Source organism: Alteromonas sp. ABH4_454 (genome assembly GCF_056311775.1).
This window is the reverse complement of record NZ_CM149972.1, coordinates 1,237,538-1,263,980: the sequence shown is the minus strand read 5'-3', so window position 1 is coordinate 1,263,980 and position 26,443 is coordinate 1,237,538. Positions and strand designations below refer to the sequence as shown.

The window sequence follows — 26,443 nt, the reverse complement described above, 5'->3', positions numbered from 1 at the left end:
AAATTGGGGTCAGAGTCCAGACTCTGACCCCATTATTTAGGTGTTGGCGAGGGCGTCGTCGATATCTTTTGCGCTGTGGCGGTTTGCTAGCTGGCCGTCATCGCCCCAGGTTTTGTTGACAATACGACCTCGTTTGACGCCTTCTCGTTTCTCTAGCTGTTTAGCCCATCGTACCAAGTTGGTGTACTCATGTACTTGAAGAAACGTTGCTGCGTCGTATAGGTTGCCAAGCACTAAATTGCCGTACCATGGCCATATAGCCATATCTGCAATGCTGTATTCACTTCCCGCCATAAACTCATTATTTGCTAAGTGCTTATCTAGCACGTCTAGCTGGCGCTTAGTTTCCATAGTAAAGCGATTGATAGGATATTCCATTGGGTAAGGTGCATAGCTATAGAAGTGCCCGAAGCCGCCACCTAAGTATGGCGCCGAACCTACCTGCCAGAACAGCCAGTTGAAACACTCGGCTTTAGCATGGGCATCTTGGGGAATAAACTTACCGAACTTTTCTGCGAGGTAAACCAAAATTGAACCGGATTCAAAAAGCTTCGTTTCTGGCGCCGTTGTAGTATCGACCATTGCGGGAATTTTACTATTAGGGTTCACGTCAACAAACCCTGAAGAAAACTGCTCGCCCTCACCAATATTTATAAGCCAAGCGTCGTACTCTGCTTCACTTACACCTGCTGCCAACAGCTCTTCTAGCATGATAGTCACTTTCTGACCGTTGGGCGTGGCTAACGAATAAAGCTGCAAACCATGTTCGCCACTCGGACGATCCTTTTCGTGGGAAGCGCCAGACACAGGACGGTTAATACTAGCCCACTTGTTACCATCATCTTCAGCCTGAGTCCAAACTTCTGGCGGTGTGTAGTTATTTTCTGTCGACATAGCAAATCCTTATAGTTTCTTTATTGGTTAAGTTACTGCAATACATAGCTATTAAGAACAGCTTTTAAAGACTTATAGCTCATCACTGTCGACTAATAAACGGGGATATACGGTTACTGACATAAAAATGCCGCACTTTGCAGAGATACAAAGCACGGCTTTAATAATAAAAGGCGAGCAGTCCATTGCCCGCAAACTGGAACTAATCGATACCCACCAATAAAATTAATCGGCAGAAACGGTGGCTACATCGATAGCATGTAAACGTATAATTTCGAGTTACTTAACCTTGTAGTAGGCGTCAATTAGGTCGGATTCATCCAAATAAACAAACATTTCACTTTGTTCATCTACTGGGCTTTCTGAAGTAGGTTCTATAGCTTTTTCCGTAGCCTTTTCATCATGTGCTACAACATCAACGTTAGTTGCATCACAAGCAGAAATTGTTGCAAGAGCTGCCATAACTAACGATGTAGAGAATGAGCGCTTAATAAGTCGCGTACAGAAAGGACTTGCCTTGTTTTTTAACGTTGTCATCAATAACACCTCTTGCTCCTTGTTGTAACTAATAAGAAGAGTATCAATCATCATGCCAATTGAAATTAATCAATAAATATCAATAATTTAATAACACCAAGGTAGTAAAAAGAGTCAGAGAAATGAAGGAAATGTTGCGCATAGGCAACACCATTTTACATTGGTTTACGATTGCTCCGCGAGATGGATAAAAAGCGAACGAATTAGGTTTGGTTATTTCTGCTAATGATAGAGAAGTAATAAAGAAAACCTAATCTACAGGCACAAAAAAAGCAGGTTTTACCTGCTTTTTTGAAGTTTTGTTCAGATTAAATGCTTACCCGCTTATAAGGGCGATATTCAGCTTTCCAGAAGTTTCGCTCAATGCTGGCGCGCAGTGCGTCGTCAGACATTTCCAAGGCTAGCCCCTGCTCCATCGCTACTTTTCCTACTTCAAAAGCGATCTCACGGCTAATTTCCGCGATAGCTGCAAGTGGTGGCAATAATGAACCTTGTCCGGTGTTGACTAATGGCGACGCTGCCGCCAGAGCATTACTTGCTGCCATTAGCATTTCATCGCTAATTAACTTCGCTTTTGATGCAACAACACCAAGACCAATACCAGGGAAAATATAAGAGTTATTACACTGAGCAATAGGGATGACGTTGCCATTGTACTCAACAGGCTTAAACGGGCTCCCGGTTGCAATAATAACCTCACCTTCGGTCCATTCAATTACTTGCTCTGGACGCGCTTCAACCTGGCGAGAAGGGTTGCTTAACGGGAAGATAATCGGCAGTTCACAACCTTGCTTCATGGCACGGATAACTTGCTCAGTGAATAGACCTGGCTGACCTGAAACACCAATAAGTACGTCTGGTTTCGCGCAGTGCATCACATCTAACAAAGAGGCGTAGTCACCGCTGAATGTCCAATCTGCCAAATCGGCATTCTTCTGCTGAAGTTTTTGTTGAAAGTCGCGCAAACCTTCCATGCCTTCAGTTACCAAACCAAAACGGTCAATCATAAACACTTGCTTACGCGCTTGTTCGTCAGTAAGGCCTTCAAATACCATTTGCTGAATTAGCATTTCAGCAATACCACAGCCCGCAGAGCCCGCCCCAACGAACACAACTTTCATGTCTCTTAGCTTTTGCTGCTTGGTTTTACACGCCGCCAGAATAGTACCAAGAGTAACTGCAGCGGTGCCTTGAATATCGTCGTTAAAACAGCACACGTCGTTGCGATAGCGGTTTAATAGCGGCATAGCATTTGGCTGTGCAAAATCTTCAAATTGAATCATCACGTCAGGCCAGCGTCGCTTCACCGCATTGATGAACATATCAACAAATTCGTCGTACTCTTCCTGCCCTATACGCGGGTGGCGCGCGCCCATGTACATAGGGTCATTAAGCAGTTTTTCGTTGTTAGTACCAACGTCTAACATCACTGGTAAAGTGTACGCAGGGCTAATTCCCCCGCAAGCGGTGTAAAGCGATAGCTTTCCGATAGGAATGCCCATACCACCTATACCTTGGTCACCCAAGCCTAGAATGCGCTCACCGTCAGTCACAACAATCACTTTCACTTTGCGCTTTGTCGCATTGCGAACGATGTCATCTAGCTGATGACGTTCTTCATAAGACACAAACAAGCCGCGTGAACTGCGATAAATGTCAGAAAACTGTTCGCATGCATCACCTACAGTTGGGGTGTAGATGATAGGCATCATTTCATCAATGTGCTTTTGAATCAGACGATAAAACAAGGTTTCGTTGTTATCTTGAATAGCGCGCAGATAAATATGCTTGTTTAGTGCTTCGTCAAAGCTGCTGTATTGCATATAAGCACGCTCAACCTGCTCTTCAATCGTTTCATACCGTGGAGGCACTAGACCAGTTAAGTTAAAGGCCGCACGCTCACGTGCTGTGAACGCACTGCCTTTATTCAGTAGGGGGGTTTCCAGCAAAGATGGGCCGGCATGAGGAATATAAAGATATCGCTGTGAATCTTCTGACATTGGTTTTCCGATAATGAGTTCAGGGCAAATACATCGCCTTCGCCTAAAGCAGCACGCACACAGCGTGCTTTTTTATAATTAGAATATTTCTTCTGGCTCTGGCGCAGTTGTCTTGTCCTGCGTGGCTGGATCTAACACTTCGTCATCGCGAACGTAAGTGGTTGGTTCCGTACCTTGCAGGAAATATTCGAATAGTGTCGTATGGTCTGTACGTCTGGTCAACTTTCCACTGGTACGATCAATGCGAACACGCACTATATTCTCTGGTACGGGCATAGGCGTATGCGGTTTATTTTCAAGGGCGTGCTGCATAAATCTTATCCATGCAGGCTCCGCCGCTTTCGCGCCATCTTCGATACCAATCAAAGCGTTACCAATCCAGTTGAACTTCTCAGGGTCCTTATTAATCAAATTTTGATTACGTGTGGCACGTCCCAGTTGACGGCCCATATTGTCAAACCCAACCCAGGTCGTTGCCACCAAATCTTTATGGAAACCACTGAACCAGGTATCTCGTGAATCGTTCGTTGTGCCTGTTTTACCAGCAATATCGGTGCGCTGCAGAATATTGCGAGCACGCCAACCTGTGCCTAACCAATAAGTCTTTTTGCTCCAATTTCCATTTGCTCGAACAGCCGTACGCATCATCTCTGAAACTAAGAAAGCATTTTGAGCCGTAATGACCTGAGGCGCTATCGCTTTTTCAGTGTTTTCATCAAGGTCGGCGTCACCTAGTAAGATATCTTGGTTTAACTCAGCGGCTAGCAAGGCTTCAATATCCGCTTCTTCGTCTTCAGGCAGCATTTCTTGCTCGCTTTGGTTTTCGCAACGATTACATGCCCACACAGGGTTTGCTTTCCAAAGTTCATCGCCGTTTTCGTCAAGCACCTTGCTAATGAAATGAGGGTTTACTAAGTAACCGCCGTTCGCGATGACCGACATACCTCTTACGACTTCAAGTGGGGTGTGTGAACTCGAGCCAAGAGATACGGTTTCATCTAATGGAATGTCGTCTTTATTAAAACCAAATCGGGTTAAATAATCTGCCGTTTCTCTTAGACCAACACCACGAAGTAAACGAACCGATACCACGTTTTTAGATTTGCCCAAGGCTTTGCGCATCCTTATTGGGCCATCGTACTCTGCTGGTGAATTTTGCGGTCGCCAAGCAACGCCGGTAGCAGCATTCCATTGGTTTATAGGCGCATCGTTTATAATTGACGCGAGTGTGTAACCACTGTCTATTGCTGCTGAATAAACAAAAGGCTTTATATTCGAACCCACCTGTCGTTTTGCCTGGGTCGCCCTATTAAATTGACTTTGGTAAAAGCTATAGCCGCCAACTACAACTTCAACAGCGCCATTTTGAGGATTAAGCGCAATAAAGGCACCGCTTACTTCTGGAATTTGCGAAATACGCCACTGCCCTTCTTGCTGCCTAATGTAAATTACTGCGCCTTCTTGGGTTACATCTGAGGCGGTTTTAGGGTCACTTCCCTGCCTAAAATCCGTAATGTAGCGTCTAGCCCAATCGAGGCCGTCCCACTCTACCGTAATGGTTCTTCCATCAACGGCAAGCACATCGATTGACTGATCATTTACCTTGGTAACTACAGACGGTAATAAGGGTTTGATATGAGGAATTTCTTCAAGCACACGCATGAGTGATTCGTTGTCCCACTCTTCTCGTGTTGTTTTATTACTTACGTCAAAGCTTAAGGAAAGCTGGGGAATGACGTCATCCTTACCTTCTTGCTTAGGAATATCCCATAAGTACCCCAACGGGCCTTTATACCCATGACGCTCATCGTAATCATGAAGGTTTCTCACCACTGCGCGTTGTGCCGCAAGTTGCAGGTCAGACGTTGCTGTAGCGTAAACTTGGTAACCGCCCGTTTCCGCTTCTTCTTTCCCATAAATTTCGACCATTTCATTGTAAATGGTATCTGCTAAATATGGCGCATCAACTTCTATCTCGGCTCCGTGTTTTTTAGCTGTAACCGGCGCATTAGCCGCTTCATCGAACTGGGCTTTAGTTATGTATTCTTCATCTAACATTCGAAGAAGTACAACACGTCGACGCTCAACCGAACGCTCTGGGCCGCTTACAGGGTTAAGTACCGAGGGGGCTTTGGGCAGACCAGCAATAGTGGCAATTTGCGCTAAAGAAAGTTCGTCTAGCGGTTTGCCATAATACACCTGAGCAGCAGCACCAAATCCAAACGCCCTGTGCCCTAACTCAATTTTGTTTAGATACAGCTCTAATATTTCTTGTTTGGAAAGTTCTTGCTCCATATGCAGCGCAATGAAAATTTCTTTTATTTTTCGAACGTAGGTCTTTTCACGGCTAAGAAAGAACCCTCTTGCTAACTGCATGGTTAATGTACTTGCGCCCTGACGCTTTTCGCCCGTAAGTACTAGACTTACTGCAGCGCGCACAATACCAATGGGGTCAATGCCGTGATGTTCGTAAAAGCGGCTATCTTCAGTAGCCAGTATGGCGTCAATTAATTCTTGCGGAACTTCCTCAAGTTTTACCGGGATCCGCCGTTTAACTCCATATTGTGAAATAAGTTTTCCATCTTTAGTGTATATCTGCATAGGGGTTTGCAGTTGTACATCCTTAAGTACAGTAACACTTGGTAGGTCAGGTTTGATATAAAAGTAAATACCTACCAGTGCTGCAAAACCAAGAAGGCCTGATAGAAAGCTAAATAAAAAAAGTGGTTTAATGTACTTCACTGTAACGGATACCAAGACATTTTGTTGAAATGACGTATATTCTATACGTATGTGTTATCTGTAGAACCATACGCACAATACTAATAGAGTAATATTGTACTTTAGAGCAACTACCTTTGAAACTGGACACTTGTAAATGAAATCGCTGTTCAAAAAAAAGCTGCCGCCCATTGTGGGCTTAGACATAGGCACGCGTCAAATAAAAGCGGTGTGGCTAGAACAATCAAAAGACGGGTTCGTCCTTCAAGGGTATGCCTGCGAACCCATCTCAAAGATCGCTTTTTCAGAGCGAGATATTAAAGATTATGAATCGGTTAGCGTTGCGCTGAAAAAAATCCGTAAATCGTTAAAAACGAAGTTAAAGCTGGCGAATGTCGCGGTGGCGGGCACGTCTGTTATTAGCAAAATAGTCTATATGGAACCTGAGCAAAACGATTACGACCTTGAAAATCAAATTGAAATAGAAGCAGACAGTCTTATTCCCTACCCCCTTGAGGAAGTCTATTTAGATTTTGAAGAAATGGGGCCAAGCACGACTCACACTGGTAAGGTCAATGTTTTATTAACGGCCGCTCATAAAGATCTCGTCGACAGTAGGTTGTTGCTAGCAAGAGAGGCTAACTTCGAGCCTAAAATTGTCGATATGGAAAATTACGCTATTGGCAATGCATTGGATTTTTTCCACACTCCGCAAGCTGAAGATGAGCCACTTTGCTGTATAAATGTTGGCGCCTCACTACTTCAAATATGCGTGATTAAAAATGGTGATGTGATTTACACAAAAGAGCACGCATTTGGGCTAAACCAACTGGTCAATGATATTAGCGCTATTCATATGGTGGAGCGCGAGGTAGCAGAACGCCAGTTACTAGACGGGACGCTTTCAGGCAATTGGGTAGAAGACACCCTTCCCATTTTTGCAGCTAACCTTCAGCAGAATATTAACCGCGCTCTTCAGATGTACATGAGCACCTTGCATGCTGAGCGACCAAAGAAAATTCTGTTAAGTGGTGGCGCAGCGACCATCGAACCACTGGTAGACATTCTGAAACAAGACTTAGGCCTTGAAGTAGATTGCTTCAACCCATTTAGTAATATGACTATAAACCCAAAACTAGATACTGCACGACTTAGTAAAATTGCACCTCAGCTTGCAATAGCAGCGGGTCTGGCGAGCCGGAGCTTTACGCCATGGCACATGTAAATTTACTGCCTTGGCGAGAAAAGCAGCGCCAACATCAAAAGCAACAATACTTGGCAGGCCTAGTTGCGGTTGCTGCTATTGTGGGCTTAATTTTTTGGTTTATTGGTCAAGCTATCGACCAGCAGATTAATAATCAAAACTCGCGTAACCAATACCTTGAACGTGAAATAGCCGTGCTTGATGCGCAAATTGGTGAGATTAAAAAAGTAAAAGAAAGAAAAAGTGCGGTTGAGCAGCGTATGGCACTCATTGAGCAACTACAAGCAAACCGTAACGTCGCCCCTATTGTATTTGATGAGCTTGCCAAGCTGGTCCCCCAAGGTGTGGCTTTCGAATCTATGACAAGAACCAATAACATCATCACGATAGAAGGGATTAGCGACTCAAACAACCGCTTATCAGATTTTATGCGCGCACTAGATAATTCAAAAGTATTCGTGGGCGCAGAGCTTTCTACCATAAAATCTGACAGCAGCGCGGCTAGAGCGATTAGCAACTTTACGCTTACTTTTTCGATAAACCCGAACGTTGCTCCCTTAGAAATCGTAAGTAGTGAGGCGAAGGAATCATGAAGTTTGATGTCTCGAAACTAAAAGAACTCAACGAACTCGACTTTGAACAAATCGCAATTTGGCCGAACGAAGTCCGCATAGTTGTCGCTGCGTTTCTTGCCATATTGGTAGGTGCAATAAGCTACTACACCTTGGTAAGCCCTAAACTACCGATTATGGATGCCGCCGAGCTAAAGGAGCAAGAGCTGAAACTGCAGTTTGAGGCTAAATATCGCATTGCGGCTAATTTAGAAGCGTATGAGGAACAACTTGCAAAGATAAAAGAAGACTTCTCTTCCATGCTGAAAAGTCTGCCAACCAGTAACGAAACGCCAGGCCTGCTTGATGACATCACGTACGTGGGTACGTCAGACTGGGCTAACGTTTGAACTACTTAACTGGCAACAAGAAGTACCAAAGGAATTCTACACCGAGCTTCCTATCGAAATGGAAGTAAGCGGAGGTTATCATAACTTCGGCGAATTCGTGTCTAAAGTGGCCGACTTACCTCGTATTGTTACGCTACACGACTTTGATATTAAGCGCGAAGTAGGCGGTTTATCTCTTAAATTACAAGCTAAAACCTATCGCTCTGAAAATGCTTCAGATATTGAAGGAGATGAACAATGATTCGTTCGCTTTTATCTCTTTTAATCGTATTACTTATAACAGGCTGTTCGCCTAAGCTTGACGATCTTCAGGCCTACACACAAAGTGTTAAGGAGCGCGCACAGCCTCAAATAGAACCCTACCCAGAATTCAAAACACACCCTCCATTTAGCTATACTGCAAGTACGCTTAGAAGCCCTTTCGACCGTCCGCGAAAAAATACGGCGCCGGTAGCTAAAGCAAGGGTAGAAAACTGTCTACAACCCAACTTTCAACGCACTAAGGAAGCATTGGAGGCTTATGGTGTAGATGCCCTTGCACTTGCTGGCAACTTTGCCGTTAAGGGGGAAAAGTGGGCATTATTAAAAAGTAACGATGGCGCGTTACATAAAGCTAAAGTAGGGAGTCGTATCGGGCTGTTTTATGGCAAAATTATGCAAATTAGCACCGACTCAATTACTATTGAACAATTATTACCTGATGGTGCAGGCTGCTGGCAAAGGAAAACAACAACAATGACTACAGCATCGAAGGCGGGAGAGTAAGCATGGCCGAACGATACATTTTTAATAAGTCTCTCACTCGAAGAGCACCTAGATGGTATTGGCTGGCTTTTGCTGTCGCTGCAATATTCTCATTTACTTTTTTGGTGTCTCACCCCGTCAAAGCACAAGAGCCCCTACTGGTAGATCCCAACGCAAAGCAAAATGAAACGGCTCCCACTACTACGGTTACGAATATAGACTTTACCCAAGCGCCCAATAGTACGGCAGTAACCTTAGTGGAGTTCGTTGGTAAAGCTCCCAAAGTGCAGCTTATTGAATCGCAGGGAAAAGTGTCTCTTACGCTCACCAATACCGCTTTAGCTGAAGATCAACTCGTTGAGCTTAGCGTGGCCGATTTTGGCACTGTTGTTTCAACCATCGAAACCTTTGAAGATGAAAATGATGCACGTATTGAGATTAACTACTCTGGCCAAGTTACCGTTAAAAATTCGGTAAAAGACAGTGTACTGCGCGTAGCAATTTCGCCGATGGACATCGAGCAACAAGAAGCGTTGGGCGCAGAGAAACAATACACAGGCGACCCGATTTCATTAGACTTTCAAGATGTTCCTGTAAGGCAGGTTCTACAAATTATCGCGCAGGTAAACGGTTTTAACCTTGTAACGACTGACACCGTATCAGGCAACGTCACTATTAGCTTATCTGGCGTGCCGTGGGATCAGGCGCTAGATATGATTTTACGCGTTAAAGGCTTAGACAAGCGTTTAGAGGGCAATATCTTGTTGATTGCGCCTGCCGAAGAATTATCTGCACGCGAAACACAAGCGCTTCAGTCTAAGAAACAAGTGTCGGATTTAGCCCCACTACATACGGTAAATATTTCGGTTAACTATGCTAAAGCCACAGCGTTAGCCACTATATTGAAATCTACCGAAGGTGGAATTCTTTCCGATCGTGGCGGCGTTACCGTGGATGAACGAACCAATACATTACTTATTCGCGATACCTTAGCGTCTATTGATGAAGCTAGAAAAACCATCAATGCTTTAGATATTCCCGTGAAGCAAGTGCTGATAGAGAGTCGCATGGTTACTGTACTTGATGATGTTGACGAGCAGTTAGGCGTTCGGTGGGGCTTCAGCGACCGCCAGGATGATAACGGCGTATCAGGCACCCTTGAAGCGGCCGATACCATTGCCGGAGGGGTGGTGCCTAGCATTGATAACCGTCTTAATGTGAACCTTCCAGTGACCAGCGCAGCGGGAAGTATCGGCTTTCAAATTGCAAGTTTAGTAGACGGTACCATTCTCGATCTTGAACTTTCTGCGCTGGAATCAGAGAACAAGGGTGAAATTATTGCAAGCCCTCGTATTACCGTGGCTAATCAGCACGAAGCGTATATTGAACAAGGTACGGAAATTCCTTATGTTCAAGCAACGTCGAGCGGTGCAACATCGGTAGAATTCAAAAAGGCCGTCCTATCGCTTAAAGTTACTCCGCACATTACGCCAGACAATCGCATAATTTTGGATTTAGTTGTAACCCAAGACACCCGCGGTGAGACTGTGTCTACATCAACCGGTGATGCGGTAGCCATAGATACCCAAGAAATCAAAACCCAGGTATTGGTAGAAAATGGTGAAACTATCGTACTTGGCGGAATTTTCCAACAGACCAGTTCAGACGGCGTATCAAAGGTACCTTTATTTGGTGATTTACCTTTTATAGGCGCTTTATTTAGAAATACCTCGCAGCTTCAACAGAAGCGAGAACTACTTATCTTTGTTACACCTAAAATTGTAACTGAAAGGCCATAAGTAAAATTTCACCTCCCAAAAAACGCGCATTTTAATGCGCTTTTTTTGTTTTAAGGCTTTTTTTGTAACTAAATTTACAGGTATACGCTATTTGTTAGTAACAAAACTTGCATCGCCTTGCATGAAACTGAGATAATCCCCGCCTCGAAATTTAAGCGAGGTTTAAGGAGTGGTGCTTATTGGACACTAAATAGGCACGAGTCAATGGGTAGGCTGGTAAGGCAACAGTGCACTGCCCCTAACATGATTAAGTTGTGATATAAGCAAATATGGCTGAAAAACGTAATATCTTTTTAGTTGGCCCAATGGGTGCTGGCAAAAGTACCATCGGTAGACATCTGGCAGACGAACTTCACCTAGATTTTTTTGATTCGGATCAGGAAATTGAGCGCCGTACAGGTGCAGATATCGCTTGGATCTTCGACTTAGAAGGCGAAGACGGTTTCCGCAATCGTGAAGAGAACGTCATTAACGATTTGACAGATAAGCAAGGTATTGTACTTGCCACTGGCGGCGGTTCTATTGTAACTAAAGCGGTGCGTAATCGTTTATCTGCTCGCGGCATTGTTGTTTACCTTCAAACCACAATCGATAAGCAAGTTGCACGTACACAACGCGACAAACGTCGTCCTTTGCTACAAAACGAAGATCCAGAACAAGTTCTTCGCGATCTTGCAGAAATGCGCAACCCGCTTTACGAAGAAGTAGCTGATTACATTGTTGATACAGACGACCAAAGTGCGCGTGCTGTAGCAAATCAAATTATCAGTAAAATCGGTCTATAAATTAAATATGTAATAGGAGGTGCTACGCCAATGTCAACCTTAACTGTGGAACTTGGAGAACGTAGCTATCCTATACAGATAGAGGCTGGGCTGCTTTCGCAACCCGGCCTTTTTAGTGCCTACATAAAAGGCCCGCTGGCGGTTATCGTAACAAACGAGACCGTTGCGCCCCTTTACTTAGAAACCGCTAAAGCAGCATGTGGTGACGTTCAAGTTGAAACCATTATTCTGCCAGACGGCGAACAGTATAAGAATTTAGAACAGTTCGAAGTGGTCATGACCCGTCTTCTCGAGCTTAATGCAGCAAGAGATACAACGCTGATTGCCCTTGGCGGTGGTGTGATAGGAGACCTCACAGGCTTCGTTGCAGCGACTTACCAACGCGGTGTACCTTTTATTCAAGTGCCCACTACCCTGCTTTCCCAAGTTGATTCCTCGGTAGGCGGGAAAACAGCGGTAAACCACCCTCTAGGTAAAAACATGATTGGTGCGTTCTACCAACCTGTTTATGTTGCTATCGATACCGACTCGCTGGCAACACTCCCCCCAAGAGAATTCGCTGCTGGTATGGCAGAAGTTATTAAATACGGCATTATTTACGACGCCCCGTTTTTTACGTGGCTTGAAGAAAACGTTAATGCACTTAAGTCACTTGATACTGAAATCCTTACTTACGCCATTTCTCGCTGCTGCGAAATAAAAGCAGACGTTGTTGCGAAAGACGAACGGGAAGGTGGCTTACGCGCCATTCTTAATCTTGGCCATACCTTCGGTCACGCCATTGAAGCCGAACAAGGCTATGGTAACTGGCTACACGGCGAAGCGGTAGCCGCTGGTACTATAATTGCTTGTAAAGCTGCTGAAGCATTAACATGGTTTGAAGCGTCAGAAACACGACGCGTGACAGCGCTATTTGAAGCTTTTGCACTGCCTATTGCAGGGCCTAGTAGCATGACGAAAGACGACTATGTTAAGCACATGAAGCGCGATAAGAAAGTGGAAGCCGGCAGTATTCGATTTGTACTTCCTCAAGGCATTGGCAAAGCGGTTGTTACTAAAGACGTCACCGACGCCATCCTTACTGACATTCTCTCTTAATCAATCGCGTTCACGACAAACTGGCAGCGTGCCCTTTCATTATTCCCGAGATTTGGGAAGCTGAGAATAAGGTCCGTTGCTAGACTAGTTTTAAAGCAACGTTGAATAAGGGCAAACTCCCATGCAAAGTGAACTGCATGAACGTTTGGAATATCTGGTTAACTATTCCTCTCAGCTGATCTTTGTCAGCGGTGAGTCTATTGCTCAACAACAAAAAACCCTTGAAGCCTTTGTCTTTCAACAGCACGACGATACCGAAATTGCGTATTTGACCGCGCAAGATAATATGGACCCTTCTGACTATCGTAGACAGCTTTGTCGGCAGTTGCTCGGTCAAGTAGTGGGAAGCTTTGTTCGTCCCCTCAATGAGTTACTTTCTGATTTGAATAGCCACGAAGGCCCAATTCTAATTGCTATCACCCAAGCCCATAACCTTCCTGATGCACTGTTACAAGAACTGTGGGATTTGGTATTACAAAGTCGATTTGCTGGAAACAAACAGCATTTAAATGTGCTTTTATTTGCAAATAACGCATGGGCTGAGCGCGCTAAACAATGGCTTCCAGCTAAAAATACTGAAACACCGCTTATTATTAGCAGCCAGTCTGTGATTAGCGAGCAGCCTAATTACGAGTCAGATCTCGATAAAATGATAGCTTCCCGAAGAGAAGCGTTTCAGGCTCATTTAGAAAATAGACAGCGTGAAAATACTAAGACATTCACTAACCCGCTAAAAACAAAATGGTTTTATGCTGGTGTAGTTCTGGTGTTTCTAGCCACATTCTCTGGCCTTATTTATTGGCAGTACGGTGAAAAGCTCGCATCAATTTTCTCTCCTATTAGCCAGCAAACTGTTGAAACTAAGGAAAATCAGGTTGAACCAGGTTCAGCCTATAACAAGCTAATTGCTGACGGCGATGGTGACGAAAGCCTCAATACCGGCGAGAAAAAAAGCAGAGAAGTCACCGTTGCTGAAATGCAAAGTGACGTAAGCGCACAAACCGGTAATGTGGAAATTGTCTCGACACCAAGTGCACCACCTGAGCTAACCGGTCAATCAACCCTTGATAAGCCAGTGGAAAACGAAATAGCAGAGAATGACTCGCTAATTACCGACTGGGAAAGCGCAGTATCCTCATTACCTGATGCAGGTTCTTTGTCTGAAACAGAAGGCGACAATAGTAGTATTACTTCAAGGGCGCAAAGCAGTAACTCTTCCTCTGTCGAGGCTAGTCGAGGTGAAAGTACTGAGCAAACGGCTGCAGAGAATACACAAACAGCACTAACGAACACGCAAAGCACTGATACGGCGCTAAGAAACGAAAATGTGAACCAAACATCACTGCAAGCAAACCAATGGATTGACGCTAACGATTACGCCATTCAAATGTTAGCCATGAAAAGCGAATCGGTGCTCAATGCGTTCTTGCGTGACAACAATCTTGTAGAGCAAACCCACATTTATAAAACTAAACGCTACGGCGGCGATTGGTTTGTGGTTGTGTTCCGAGAAGTTTATCCCTCACTATCACAAGCACAGCAAACTCGCGCAGCGTTACCTGAATATCCAGGCAGACAAAATGCGTTTATAAAGCGAGGTAGTCAGATCCTAGCTGAAATAGATAAAGCGCAAAATTAAGCCGATTCAAAGTCAAAAGCACCTAATTAGTTCTGATAATTTAGCTAAATTCCACTCTTGCGACACTTGCTGGTTGTCCGTTTTACTGATGAAAGTTACAATCTACCTTTAGCGTGGTGATATCTGATACTGATCAGCATAAAAGTATAAAGACGACCCTTTCCCTTGGAACGGCGGCGCAAGGAAAAACCACCGTCTTCATTCCGTCTAGGTAGTAACGTTTAAGCATGATGCAGAAAAAGAACCGTGCCTTTTTAAAGTGGGCCGGTGGCAAGTACAGCTTGGTTGAGCACATTCAGGCCAGATTACCGCAAGCTAACAAACTCATAGAACCGTTTGTTGGTGCTGGATCTGTATTTCTGAATACGCAATACAAACGCTACCTGCTTAATGACATCAACCCTGACCTCATTAACTTATACAACTTCTTAAAAGCGCAACCCGATGCGCTTATTAACGATGCGCGTGCGTTTTTTGACGGGAGCCGCAATGAAGAGAAGATGTACTATGACCTGCGTGAAGAGTTCAACGGCACGCAAGACGAATACTATCGCGCTATTCTTTTTCTCTATTTGAACCGCCACGGCTACAACGGTTTGTGTCGATATAGTCTTCAAGGTCGTTTTAATGTGCCTTTTGGCCGGTACAAAAAGCCCTACTTTCCAGAAGACGAAATGTTTGTGTTTTCTGAAAAATCACAAAAGGCCACTTTTACCTGCCTACCGTTTGAGAAGGTTTTTTCAAGGGCTAGGCGAGGCAATGTTATTTATTGCGATCCTCCATACGCACCTATTAGCAAGACAGCAGCCTTCACCAGTTATGCGGCGCGAAGTTTTGGGCAAGAATCCCAAGAAAAACTGGCAGAATTGGCCACCCGAGCTTCTAAAAAACGCGGTATACCGGTTTTGATATCGAACCACGATTTACCGCTAACTCGTGCTTTATATCAAGGCGCAGACTTTAGCATGCTGTCAGTTAAACGCTCGATTAGTCAAAATGGCGCGAAGCGACAGCCAGTAGATGAAATATTGGCTTATTTCCCTCCCGTGAAAGTTGTTCCCAAGCGAAAAACACGCAAGAAAAAAGTAGCTCAGCCCTCTTCTGCTAAATAGTTATTGCGAGATGAAAGCTTAAAAAAAACAGCGATTTGAAGCGATGAAGCGCTTTTACTCAGTGTGAGGGGGTTATCAGCCGTAGCCTGTATACCACTTTACAAACATGAAGAGTGATACGACAAATACCACGACTAAAATAACGCCTATAACAGCAAAGCTGATAAAGGTACCTTTAGTAAAGTCACGTTCATAATTTTTATGGCTTTGAACACCAAACAAACTTGCCACTACACTACCTAGAACTGACCAAAAACCAGTACCAGATTGCATAATATCCCCTTAAGAGTCGTTTGAAGGTGAAGTGAAATCCCGATTACCATCGTCGCTGTGAAGCAACTCTAGTAAATCTAAAAAGTGAAATTGAAAGGACGGTGATTTTCCTGCTATCCATGACAGCCAGCTAACCTCTTCAACTCCCTCTTGATGACGGGCGCATTGGTTTTGAATGTGGCTTGCAGGAAGCTTTGGATTAAACTCGGTAACAGGCTGAAATTCACAAACAGACGAGCGTGAGCTTGGCGGGTTTGTAACGGCCACGCTAACTAGGGCGACGGCTCCGCAAATCGCAAAAAAAGGAAGAACTTTCATCCTGAATACCCCTTACACTCGTTTAAAATTTAATCTCATTATAATCAAAAGCAAGTAACGAACAAGTTAAAAATGCGTTGCGTTTTAAATTGAAAAGCCTAATGCAAATACATTAGGCTTTTACTACTCAACGTTTAGGTTAAGAGGCCTATCCTTAGGCCTCTTAGATTAATCTTTAAAGCTCGAAATCTACTGAATAAGCTACAGTAAATTTAACTGCATCGTTATCATATTCGTCGTCACCGCCCATATCATCAAGATCAGTGCCTGTAATTGCAAAGCTAAATCCGTCTTTTGCGATTGAAATACCGTAGTCCATGTAACCTTCTACGCCGTTAAACGCTTCAGCGAAATCACCTTCGTGATAACCAACGTGGAAACCAAGTTCAGTGCCATTTAAAATTTCAGTGGTGTAGCCAACAGTCGTATAAGACGCTTGCGCAAAACCAAAGTCCTGCTCTTCGCCTTCATCAGCTTCAGTGTGAGCTAGCAAGTAAACGGTAAGGCTTAAACCACCCATACCTACCGAGCCGTATAATTCTGCGAAGTCGAAGTTCGCTTCATCATCATAGTTGTAATAAAGGTAACCAAAATCATACGCAATGCCGTCAGACTCGCCAGCAAAACCAAAATACATATCGTGCTCGTATGAATATACGTCACCTGCACCGTAATTCACGTTAGACGCCCACGTACCTGCATAGAAGCCGCTTTCGTGTGCGTAGTCGATACCGCCCTGTACAGCAGCTTCGTTAGTTGTCTGTGTTAGACCACGCCAAATGTAGTTGCTGGTTGCACTAGCATTGGCAGTAAACTCGCCTTCAGCATAGCTAGGCATTGCAGTTAGTAGACACGCTGAAGAAATAGCAGCGGCAAGTAGGGTTCTTTTTGTAGATGTTTTCATGTGTGTTCTCCAGTCAAATTCAAACTTGTTGTAATTCGTTTTTTCTGTCTGTGTTTTCTTTTTGGACTGGATAACGCAAAGTTGATGCCCATTTATGGTTCATTAAAAAAGCTTGCCGAAAAAATCATAAACTATTGATATGTAATAACTTAAACAATAAACACTTAATACTCCCGAAATTTACTCAGTGGGAAGACCGCTTAAAAACGCACCAATAAAACGCAGTCTCACCAAAATTGGGCAGCGACACGCTTTACCGTTGTCTGTCTTAAATTTATGTCAAATCATCCTTGATGTGCCCTTTACATAGTAAAAAAGCATGGTTTTGGGTAAACTTTCGCAACCTTATATCGTAAGTGGCAACGCACCTTATTGTTTTTGACTTGAAGGACACGTAATGAAACCCTTTTTAATTGCCCCATCAATACTCTCTGCCGACTTCGCCAGACTTGGTGAAGACGTAGAAAAAGTATTAGACGCAGGCGCCGATGTGGTGCATTTCGATGTGATGGATAACCACTATGTGCCAAACCTTACGTTTGGGCCAATGATTTGCGAAGCATTGAGAAAATACGGTATAACCGCGCCGATTGATGTTCACCTTATGGTAAAGCCAGTAGATGACCTTATTGAGAAATTCGCTAACGCGGGCGCAAGCTACATAAGCTTTCACCCAGAAGCGTCTGAACATATAGACCGCTCTCTTCAGCTCATTATTGATGCAGGCTGCAAACCCGGTTTGGTATTTAATCCGGCTACGCCGCTACACTACCTAGATCATGTTATGGATAAACTACACCATATCCTTATTATGTCGGTGAATCCTGGGTTTGGCGGCCAGAAGTTTATCCCCAGTACCCTAGATAAGGTACGTGCGGTGAAGCAGCGTGTACTAGAAAGCGGCTATGATATTCGAATTGAAATTGACGGTGGCGTAAAAGTCGATAACATTCGCGCAATAGCAGAAGCTGGTGCAGATATGTTTGTGGCTGGTTCGGCCATTTTCTCCCAACCCGATTACAGCGATGTGATTGCGCAAATGCGCGATGAACTTTCGTCGTTGTCTAAAGCTTAGTTTTTAACAGAATTTAACGTATTACAGGTAAATAGAAATGAGTAATAAACCCGTTGTATTAAGTGGCTGCCAGCCTTCAGGACAACTTACCCTTGGCAACTATATGGGTGCACTTAAACAGTGGGTTTCCATGCAGGACGATCACGACTGCTTATACATGATTGTCGATTTGCATGCGATCACCGTAAGACAGGATCCAAAGCAGCTTGCCGAAGCCTGTCTAGACGGCCTTTCTCTTTATCTAGCTTGCGGTATTGACCCGCAAAAGAGCACGCTATTTTTGCAATCACATGTGCCTGAACATGCGCAGCTGTCGTGGGTATTAAATTGCTATGCTCAAATGGGCGAGCTAAACCGCATGACGCAGTTTAAAGATAAGTCTGCGAAAAACGAGAACAACATCAATGTGGGCTTGTACAGCTACCCTGTTCTTCAAGCAGCTGATATTTTGCTTTATCAAGCGGATAAAGTCCCTGTGGGTGAAGATCAAAAGCAACACCTTGAGTTAACACGGGACATTGCTACCCGCGTGAATAACTTATATGGCGACGTATTCCGTTTACCTGACCCTTATATTCCAGAGTTCGGTGCTCGTATCATGAGCCTGCAAGAACCAGAAAAGAAAATGTCTAAGTCAGATAACAACCCCAATAACTTCATTGGTCTGTTAGAAGATCCTAAGAAGCTAGCTAAGAAGATTAAACGCGCGGTAACCGACTCTGACGAACAGGCCAATATTTACTTCAATCCAGCCGAGAAACCAGGTGTATCTAATCTACTTACCCTGCTTTCATTAGCAACGGGTAAAACAGTAAAAGAGCTTGAGCCTGAATATACAGATAAAATGTACGGCCACTTAAAGGGTGATGTTGCAGATGCGGTGGTATCTTTACTAGAGCCTATCCAAACCCGCTATGCTGAAATTCGTGCGGATAGAGCGTACTTAGACGACGTTATGCGCCAAGGTGCAGAAAAAGCATCAGCCCGCGCAGCAGAGACGCTGGCCAAAGTTTACAAAGCAGTGGGTTTTATTCCAAAGCCGTAACTTAAATACTGTACGTAAAAGACATGAAGCGTTAATAAAGCGCTTCATGTTCTAACCGTTGTTTTATAGATATATCAAGGATTAACACTGCTGTGTTGCTGTTAATTGATAACTTCGATTCGTTCACTCATAACCTTGCTAGGTATTTCACAGAACTTGGTGCTGACGTTGAAGTAGTGCGAAACAACGCCCTCAACCTTGACGATATATCGCGCTTAGCACCTTCTCAGCTTGTTATCTCGCCAGGCCCTTGCACGCCTAACGAAGCGGGTATCAGTTTATCTGCGATAGAGCATTTTGCCGGTGAAATTCCCATAATGGGCGTTTGCTTAGGTCATCAAGCCATAGGACAAGTTTTTGGTGCAGAAGTGGTAGGCGCCCAAGAAATAAAACACGGTAAAGTTTCAGCATTGTCCCATCACAACACAGGGCTATTTGAAGGGCTACCAAACACCTTTAATGTAACCCGCTACCATTCACTGGTGTTAAGCCCTGAATCTTTACCGCCATCACTACGCGTCGATGCTTGGTGTGAGACAGCGGCGGGTACAAAAGAAATTATGGCAGTTTCCCATAATCGCTACCCTATATGGGGTGTTCAGTATCACCCTGAATCATTACTTACCGAACACGGTCACAGCGTGCTTGAAGCTTTTCTTCATCATAAAAAGGTTTAAGTCTACAGGCGTATTGCCGATACCCTACATAGTGTAAAAGGTTGCGCTTGAAGGCCGTTAAAATTCGCAATTCACTGATTTTTCGTTTAACTTTTCATAATCAAGTTTAGCCAAGCGCTAACTGAGCGTTATGTTGAAAACTACATAAGCGATATCAATCATTGCAGGGTGCTAACTGTGCTTTTAAGTGGTAGCTACATTTTCATCATTACCGTAGCTAACGTTATAAAGGCCCCTAATGTACGATAATATCGCCGTTCACCAAAAAGTTATGAGCAGGAGTGCTTTTAATATGACCATGGGGGCAACCACACCGCCGACGATAGATGATCGATTTGAAAATATGATCGTATCACCCGAGCGTGTGCTTGAAATGCTAGGAAAGCGTAAGGTGGGCCAAGTCAGCTTCGAACAGTCAGAACAGGGGGACGCACGTAGGCTTTTACTTCACGTTGAAAAAGTCGCAATTGAAAACAAACGCCTACAGGAAAAAACAGAAGCCTCTTATTTAGAATCGGTTAGCCACCACCTTCACGAGATTTTGCTTGGTGAACTTACTGAACAACTCAGCTATACCGATGAACTCGTTCAGAAAGTGCTTAATTTGCCTGAAAACATTGGTGAGCTATTAGATGCCTTATCTGTCAAAGCATGCTCAGTGTCAAAGCTCGAGCCTATAGTCGCCACTATGCCGTGGCTCTATGACGAACTTATTGTAGTAGTAAATACGCCCAGATTTAGGCGAAAAGACTCGCGGGGACGTATTATTGTTGTTGAAACCTTACGTACCGCTTTAAGCTTTTTAGGTATCGAAAACTTGCGTACGCTAATCCCCTCGTTGATATTGAAGCGTGCCATGCCTCAAATTACCGATCCATACCCGTTGATAAAACAAAAACTAACGCAGTACTCTACGGGCATTGCGCTGACCGCTAAGCGCCTTGCTACATTAAGCGACCTGAATAAAAATCAAGCCTACGTGTTGGCAATGGTAAGTAACTTAGGCCGTTGCGCCGTGACGCGGCTTTACTTTAAGCTGTTTGATAAAATTCAGCTGCACCTGCTGCAAGAGTGTCAAAAAGATAAAGAACAAAAACGGCACGAGGCTTTGCTAAAAATTGCGCCATCAGCAAATCACCTTATTGCCTTACAGCAAGAATTTGCTGATGCAATAAGCGCAGATATTTTGGAGTGGATGCACTTTACCCGCCTGCCAATTGCACAGCCAATGCGTGCATGTGCTGATAAACAGCCTGCGCAGGCCAAGACCTTGAGCAAAATACTGTACCAAGCACGTGCTTATACGCAAATACGCATGTTGCATCAGTTAAAGCTTGTCGACATTAAAGAAGTAAAACCACTTTTCGCTGAACAAAAATACCCTGCGGGTGCACTTGAGGCACTTAAAAGCACGGATATCTTCACCCTTCCGTTGGTGAAAAATGAAGATAGTTACTAAAGCTTTTAGCTACACCCTACTCATTTAGAACACCAATCACGCAAAATAGTGCACTAAACGTGAAATATTTTATGGATATTCATGCATTGGTTATGCACTTTTTTCGTACTTGATGTCTGATACTCAAAAATATCGGCCGTACCTCAGTACTTTGCCTGTTTTCAGCACGGGTAAACAGGCAAGTTTGTCGCGGCGCATTACTCCCTTTTATTCTGTTAAAGCACCTCAAAACCACCACGCGGCGCTTTTCTTAACGTAAAAATTGATTATTACTTAATGATATAGCCCAGTAGTTAATAGTTATTCACTTTTCCTGCAAATTAAGCCACAGTCCTTATAAATAAAGGGCTGCAGCCCTTTGCATAGAAGACAAATGTTAAAAAAAATGGCATACTGTAAATCAAATCCGATTAGTTTTTATGCGCCAAATTAGTGCTTATCGACTCACGCAGCACGTATGAAACGTGCGCATTGATTAGACAAGCAGGCGATTGGCGCCCAATGCAGAGGTAACAAAGATGAACGTAACTCGCGCTACATTTGATGATGTAATGGTTCCTAACTATAACCCAGCAGGTATGGTACCTGTTCGAGGTGAAGGTTCACGCGTATGGGATCAAGATGGAGCTGAGTACATCGACTTTGCAGGTGGTATTGCAGTAAACGTTTTAGGTCACTGCCACCCTGAGCTAGTAAAAGCACTTAACGAACAAGGCAGCAAGCTTTGGCATCTAAGCAACGTATTTACTAACGAACCTGCGCTTCGCCTTGCTAAAAAGCTTAACGATGCAACTTTCTCTGACAAAGTTTACTTTGCCAACTCTGGTGCGGAAGCTAACGAAGCGGCACTAAAGCTTGCACGTCGCTGGGCACTTGATAAGCACGGTGAAGACAAGAATCAAATCATTGCTTTTAATAAAGGTTTCCATGGTCGTACCTTCTTTACCGTAACGGTAGGTGGTCAAGCGGCTTACTCTGATGGTTTTGGTCCTAAGCCAGGCGCGGTTGATCACTGTGACTACAATGACCTAGCTGCCTTTGAAGCACTAATTTCAGATAAAACTTGTGCAGTAATGATGGAGCCGCTTCAAGGGGAAGGCGGTATCATTCCACCTGATGCAGATTTCGTAAAAGGCGTTCGTGAGCTATGTGACAAGCACAATGCTCTGCTAATTTTCGATGAGGTACAATCGGGCGTGGGTCGTACCGGTCACCTTTACGCATATATGGGTCTTGGCGTAACACCAGATATCTTAACTACCGCTAAGTCACTTGGTGGCGGCTTCCCAATTGGCGCCATGCTAACAACGAATGATATTGCAGCACATCTTAAGCCAGGTACCCACGGTAGTACTTACGGCGGTAACCCACTGGCCTGTGCGGTTGCGGAAAAAGCGTTAGATATCGTGAACCAGCCAGAAGTGCTTGAAGGCGTGCTTAAGAAAGAAGCCCTTTTCCGCGAATTACTTGGCGCTATCAATGACAAGTACAACGTATTTGAAGAAGTACGTGGTCAAGGCATGTTGTTAGGTTGTGCATTGAATGAGAAATACCAAGGCCGTGCACGCGACTTCATGATGGCTGCAACTAAAGAGAACCTTATGTGTCTTGTTGCTGGCATGAACGTTATTCGTTTTGCACCTTCACTGGTTATTCCTGATGAAGACATTAAAGAAGGTCTTGCACGTTTTGAACGCGCCGTTGCTGCCGTTGTAAACGCCGAATAATTACAACACGAGTAGCGAACATGAATATCATTCGCCCTATCACGAAGGCCGACTATAACGCGCTTAAAGAAATCGCCGTTGAATCAGGTATTGGCTTTACGTCTTTACCTGTCAACGATGAGTTGCTGCAGCGTAAAATTGATCGTGCAGAAACTGCGTTTAACAAACCAAACGTAACTGAACCTGGCGATGAGTCATACTTGTTTGTAATGGAAGATACCACTACCGGACAGGTAGTGGGAACAACAGGTATTGAAGCGGCTGTTGGTATAGATGATGCGTTCTATCATTACCACCTTAGCAAAGTCGTGCATGCCTCGCGCGAGCTGAACATTCACAATACGGTAGACATTCTAACGTTTTGTAATGATTACACCGGCGTTACTGAGATATGTACCCTGTTTCTTCGCGAACAAGCCCGTGGCGGCATTAACGGCCGCTTTCTTTCAAAGGTTCGATTCTTGTTCATGATGGAGCACCGTGAACGCTTTTCAGAGACAGTTATTGCTGAAATGCGTGGTGTGAGTGACGAAGAAGGACGCTCACCGTTTTGGGAGTGGTTGGAAACCCATTTCTTCTCTATGGATTTTCCTACTGCCGACTACTTAACTGGCATTGGTAATAAAGTGTTTATTGCTGAACTTATGCCGAAGTACCCGATATACGTAAATCTGCTTAGCAAAGAAGCGCAAGAAGTCATTGGCGAAGTCCACGACAAAACACGTCCTGCACTTCAGCTTTTAGAAGAAGAAGGCTTTTCTTGCCGCGGCTACGTAGATATTTTCGACGCAGGTCCAACGGTAGAAGCAAACTTGAGCCACATCCGCACGGCTCAGTCGAGTTTAAAACTGCCTGTTTTGATTGACGATAGCGCTGCTGCCCAAGGGCAAACGCACTACATCATTAATACATCAGTATCTGATTTTCGTGCAGTCGCTACCGAGATGACGGTAAGCGAAGAAAAGCAAGTTGCCGTGCTATCTCGCCAAGCCGCTGCTGCATTGAATGTCAAAGAGGGAGAGCACGTACGCTTTGCCCCCGTTACATTCAGAGATTAAAAGGACACCCACTATGCTACATACACATTTTATCAACGGTGAATGGGTTGCCGGACAAGGTCATGACTTAACGTCAGTTGACCCTGCAAAAAACGAAGTGATTTGGGAAGGTAAGTCTGCGACTGCCGCTCAAATTGATGACGCAATTAACGCCGCTCGAGCTGCACTTGTAGCGTGGAGCATGAAAACCGTTGAAGAGCGTCTAGAAATCATCAAGGTTTATGGCACTAAGCTAGAAGAAGCGAAAGCGCATCTAGCCAAAGTTATGGCTAAAGAAACGGGCAAACCAGAGTGGGAAACTGCCACTGAAGTTGGCGCCATGATGGGCAAAATTGCCATTTCTGAAAAAGCCTATTTTGAACGCACGGGTAACGTTGAAAATCCAATGCCTGTTGGTAAAGCCTTTATTCGCCACAAGCCTCACGGCGTTGTTGCTGTATTTGGCCCATACAACTTCCCTGGTCACCTGCCAAACGGACACATTGTTCCGGCCCTTATTGCAGGAAACACGGTTGTGTTTAAGCCAAGCGATTTGACGCCTATGGTTGCACAAGAAATGGTAAAACTATGGGACGCTGCTGGCCTGCCAGCGGGCGTACTTAACCTAGTACAAGGTGAGGTTGAAACAGGCAAGGCATTGGCATCGCATAACGACATCGATGGTCTGTTCTTCACAGGTAGTTCTCGTACTGGAAAAATCCTTCACGAGCAGTTCGCAGGACACCCGGGTAAAATCTTGGCACTTGAAATGGGTGGTAACAACCCACTTATTGTGAAAGACGTGGCTGATGTTGATGCGGCAGTACACGATATCGTGCAATCTGCTTTCATAACTTCAGGTCAGCGCTGTACGTGTGCACGTCGTCTATTCTTACCAGCCGATGCACAAGGTGATGTAATCCTTGCTCGCTTAATCGAAGTAACCAAAAACATTAAAGTTGGCGATTACGATGCTGAAGACCAGCCGTTTATGGGTGCTATGATCTCAAGCAACGCCGCTGCACTTATGGTGAAAGCGCAGCAAGAACTTGAAGACCTTGGTGGTAACGTGTTAGTTCGCCTTGAACAAAAAGACGAAAGCAAAGGTTTTGCTACCCCAGGCATTATTGACGTTACCGACATGCTTGCTTCGCTGCCAGACGAAGAACACTTTGGTCCACTACTTAAAGTAATTCGCTACAGCGACTTCGACGCAGCCATTGAGGAAGCGAATAACACTAGCTTTGGTTTGTCAGCAGGTCTTCTAGGTGACAACGAAGAAGACTATCGTTACTTCTTCGCGCGTATACGTGCGGGCATCGTAAACTGGAACAGACCTATTACCGGTGCAAGCAGCGCTGCGCCGTTTGGCGGTGTGGGCGATAGTGGTAACCACAGAGCAAGCGCGTTTTATGCCGCTGACTACTGTGCATACCCAGTAGCTTCCGTAGAGCTAGACAAAGTCACTATGCCGGGCAAATTAAGCCCAGGCTTGTCGATGTAAGCTAAGCTTTTAAAGCGATATAAAGGCCGATGCAGAGTGCGTCGGCCGATTAAGCACCAACCCTATACGAACTATTCATTTAGAAATAGTCGACGACAGAAAGGACCCTATCATTATGCATAGCAACATCGATACGTTGTTTAGCAACATGTGGGACGATTACGTAACCATCACTCCCTCAGCGCATAAAATCCATGCACTTTTGGCCGGTGAAGAACACACGAACGATATCGTTAACGACCATGTGGCTTTTAGAACTTTTGCTTTAGATAAAACTCGCTTAGACAAGCTTGCTGCACACTTCTTAGCATTGGGTTATGAAGCGAAAGGCGACTATGACTTTGAAGCTAAAAAGCTGACTGCAAAGCACTTTGAGCACCCTGACGATACTAAACCAAAAGTATTTATTAGCGAGCTACGTGTAAATGAATTGTCTGAGGCAGCTCAAACAATTATTAAAAAGCTTGTTGATCAAATGCCTGAGTCTGTAGTGGATGCAGATAACTTCTTGTACTCGGGTAAGCATTGGGACGTGACTAAAGTAGAGTACGACACACTGCTTAACGAGTCAGAATACGCGGCGTGGATGGCAGCATGGGGCTTTCGTGCTAACCACTTTACGGTAAGTGTTAATCACTTAACCCGCACTGACGAGTTGACCGACGTAAATACATTGCTTAAAGAAGCAGGCTTTGTGCTAAACACCTCAGGCGGCGAGATCAAAGGCGGTCCAGACGTATTTTTAGCCCAATCGTCGACTATGGCTGACCGTGCTGACGTAGTATTTAGCGATGAGACTGTGGCTATTCCAAGCTGCTTTTACGAATTCGCACAGCGTTATGAAATGCCTGACGGTAAACTTTATAAAGGCTTTGTTGCTGCATCGGCAGATAAAATCTTTGAAAGTACAAACGCTAAGTAACGCGCTTG

General features: G+C 44.5%; 23 protein-coding genes and 1 pseudogene. 17 read left to right on the top strand and 7 right to left on the bottom strand.

What is annotated here, in order from left to right:
* Positions 1 to 36: 36 nt before the first annotated feature.
* The 4 genes from yghU to ACYX4W_RS05500 form a co-directional block, all read right to left on the bottom strand.
* Positions 37 to 894, bottom strand: a complete 858-nt coding sequence (yghU, locus tag ACYX4W_RS05515) for a glutathione-dependent disulfide-bond oxidoreductase (protein ID WP_476074929.1) — start codon at positions 892 to 894, stop codon at positions 37 to 39.
* 279 nt (positions 895 to 1,173) lie between these two features.
* Positions 1,174 to 1,431: a hypothetical protein gene (locus ACYX4W_RS05510; RefSeq protein WP_476074928.1), complete on the bottom strand. Its 258-nt coding sequence runs from the start codon at positions 1,429 to 1,431 to the stop codon at positions 1,174 to 1,176.
* Positions 1,432 to 1,739: 308 nt separating this feature from the next.
* A complete protein-coding gene (locus ACYX4W_RS05505) occupies positions 1,740 to 3,431 on the bottom strand; it encodes an NAD-dependent malic enzyme (protein ID WP_474809073.1) in 1,692 nt (563 codons plus the stop codon).
* Between the two features lie 78 nt (positions 3,432 to 3,509).
* A complete protein-coding gene (locus ACYX4W_RS05500; protein ID WP_476074927.1) occupies positions 3,510 to 6,173 on the bottom strand; it encodes a penicillin-binding protein 1A in 2,664 nt (887 codons plus the stop codon).
* A 136-nt stretch (positions 6,174 to 6,309) separates the two neighbouring features.
* Between ACYX4W_RS05500 and pilM the strand changes: the two genes are divergently transcribed.
* From pilM to ACYX4W_RS05455, 9 genes and pseudogenes are all read left to right on the top strand, one after another.
* Positions 6,310 to 7,377, top strand: a complete 1,068-nt coding sequence (gene pilM / locus ACYX4W_RS05495) for a type IV pilus assembly protein PilM (RefSeq protein WP_476074926.1) — start codon at positions 6,310 to 6,312, stop codon at positions 7,375 to 7,377.
* Positions 7,365 to 7,949, top strand: coding sequence for a PilN domain-containing protein (locus ACYX4W_RS05490; protein WP_474853334.1), 585 nt, complete (start codon positions 7,365 to 7,367; stop codon positions 7,947 to 7,949). The genes pilM and ACYX4W_RS05490 overlap by 13 nt, the downstream gene beginning before the upstream one ends.
* Positions 7,946 to 8,558, top strand: a pseudogene (locus ACYX4W_RS05485) (type IV pilus inner membrane component PilO). The gene ACYX4W_RS05490 and the pseudogene ACYX4W_RS05485 overlap by 4 nt, the downstream one beginning before the upstream one ends.
* Positions 8,555 to 9,082, top strand: a complete 528-nt coding sequence (locus ACYX4W_RS05480) for a pilus assembly protein PilP (protein ID WP_474853330.1) — start codon at positions 8,555 to 8,557, stop codon at positions 9,080 to 9,082. Before ACYX4W_RS05485 ends, ACYX4W_RS05480 begins: the two are co-directional and overlap by 4 nt.
* Before the next feature lie 2 nt (positions 9,083 to 9,084).
* Positions 9,085 to 10,860 carry a type IV pilus secretin PilQ gene (locus tag ACYX4W_RS05475; RefSeq protein WP_476074925.1) on the top strand — a complete coding sequence of 592 codons (1,776 nt, stop codon included), beginning with the start codon at positions 9,085 to 9,087 and terminating at the stop codon, positions 10,858 to 10,860.
* A gap of 269 nt (positions 10,861 to 11,129) precedes the next feature.
* The gene (gene aroK / locus ACYX4W_RS05470) at positions 11,130 to 11,645 is read left to right on the top strand and encodes a shikimate kinase AroK (protein ID WP_118490478.1); all 516 of its coding nucleotides are present in this window, start codon (positions 11,130 to 11,132) and stop codon (positions 11,643 to 11,645) included.
* A gap of 30 nt (positions 11,646 to 11,675) precedes the next feature.
* Positions 11,676 to 12,743: a 3-dehydroquinate synthase gene (gene aroB, locus ACYX4W_RS05465; protein WP_474809085.1), complete on the top strand. Its 1,068-nt coding sequence runs from the start codon at positions 11,676 to 11,678 to the stop codon at positions 12,741 to 12,743.
* A gap of 121 nt (positions 12,744 to 12,864) precedes the next feature.
* Positions 12,865 to 14,382, top strand: coding sequence for an SPOR domain-containing protein (locus tag ACYX4W_RS05460; RefSeq protein ID WP_476074924.1), 1,518 nt, complete (start codon positions 12,865 to 12,867; stop codon positions 14,380 to 14,382).
* Positions 14,383 to 14,609: 227 nt separating this feature from the next.
* Complete coding sequence (locus tag ACYX4W_RS05455) at positions 14,610 to 15,494, top strand: Dam family site-specific DNA-(adenine-N6)-methyltransferase (RefSeq protein ID WP_474853322.1); 885 nt, start codon at positions 14,610 to 14,612, stop codon at positions 15,492 to 15,494.
* A 75-nt stretch (positions 15,495 to 15,569) separates the two neighbouring features.
* Here ACYX4W_RS05455 and ACYX4W_RS05450 read toward each other — a convergent pair whose 3' ends face one another.
* The 3 genes from ACYX4W_RS05450 to ACYX4W_RS05440 form a co-directional block, all read right to left on the bottom strand.
* Positions 15,570 to 15,767 (bottom strand): DUF2970 domain-containing protein, encoded by a 198-nt coding sequence (locus ACYX4W_RS05450; RefSeq protein WP_474809090.1) that lies wholly within the window; start codon positions 15,765 to 15,767, stop codon positions 15,570 to 15,572.
* 9 nt (positions 15,768 to 15,776) lie between these two features.
* Complete coding sequence (locus ACYX4W_RS05445) at positions 15,777 to 16,085, bottom strand: hypothetical protein (protein ID WP_039217648.1); 309 nt, start codon at positions 16,083 to 16,085, stop codon at positions 15,777 to 15,779.
* A gap of 175 nt (positions 16,086 to 16,260) precedes the next feature.
* The gene (locus ACYX4W_RS05440) at positions 16,261 to 16,989 is read right to left on the bottom strand and encodes a TorF family putative porin (RefSeq protein ID WP_476074923.1); all 729 of its coding nucleotides are present in this window, start codon (positions 16,987 to 16,989) and stop codon (positions 16,261 to 16,263) included.
* 397 nt (positions 16,990 to 17,386) lie between these two features.
* On the opposite strand from ACYX4W_RS05440, the gene rpe reads away from it, so the two are divergent.
* The 8 genes from rpe to ACYX4W_RS05400 all read left to right on the top strand — a co-directional run bounded on the left by rpe (position 17,387) and on the right by ACYX4W_RS05400 (position 26,435).
* Positions 17,387 to 18,064, top strand: coding sequence for a ribulose-phosphate 3-epimerase (gene rpe / locus ACYX4W_RS05435; RefSeq protein ID WP_269918168.1), 678 nt, complete (start codon positions 17,387 to 17,389; stop codon positions 18,062 to 18,064).
* 37 nt (positions 18,065 to 18,101) lie between these two features.
* On the top strand, positions 18,102 to 19,109 hold the full coding sequence (gene trpS / locus ACYX4W_RS05430) for a tryptophan--tRNA ligase (RefSeq protein ID WP_179982153.1): 1,008 nt from the start codon (positions 18,102 to 18,104) through the stop codon (positions 19,107 to 19,109).
* A 92-nt stretch (positions 19,110 to 19,201) separates the two neighbouring features.
* Complete coding sequence (locus ACYX4W_RS05425) at positions 19,202 to 19,786, top strand: anthranilate synthase component II (RefSeq protein WP_474809094.1); 585 nt, start codon at positions 19,202 to 19,204, stop codon at positions 19,784 to 19,786.
* Positions 19,787 to 20,078: 292 nt separating this feature from the next.
* The gene (locus tag ACYX4W_RS05420) at positions 20,079 to 21,245 is read left to right on the top strand and encodes an HDOD domain-containing protein (protein ID WP_476074922.1); all 1,167 of its coding nucleotides are present in this window, start codon (positions 20,079 to 20,081) and stop codon (positions 21,243 to 21,245) included.
* A 518-nt stretch (positions 21,246 to 21,763) separates the two neighbouring features.
* On the top strand, positions 21,764 to 22,972 hold the full coding sequence (locus tag ACYX4W_RS05415; RefSeq protein WP_179982152.1) for an aspartate aminotransferase family protein: 1,209 nt from the start codon (positions 21,764 to 21,766) through the stop codon (positions 22,970 to 22,972).
* Between the two features lie 20 nt (positions 22,973 to 22,992).
* Positions 22,993 to 24,030, top strand: coding sequence for an arginine N-succinyltransferase (gene astA, locus ACYX4W_RS05410; protein WP_474809096.1), 1,038 nt, complete (start codon positions 22,993 to 22,995; stop codon positions 24,028 to 24,030).
* 13 nt (positions 24,031 to 24,043) lie between these two features.
* Positions 24,044 to 25,513, top strand: coding sequence for a succinylglutamate-semialdehyde dehydrogenase (gene astD / locus ACYX4W_RS05405; RefSeq protein WP_476074921.1), 1,470 nt, complete (start codon positions 24,044 to 24,046; stop codon positions 25,511 to 25,513).
* Positions 25,514 to 25,628: 115 nt separating this feature from the next.
* Positions 25,629 to 26,435, top strand: a complete 807-nt coding sequence (locus ACYX4W_RS05400; protein WP_476074920.1) for a 2-oxoadipate dioxygenase/decarboxylase family protein — start codon at positions 25,629 to 25,631, stop codon at positions 26,433 to 26,435.
* Positions 26,436 to 26,443: the final 8 nt, after the last annotated feature.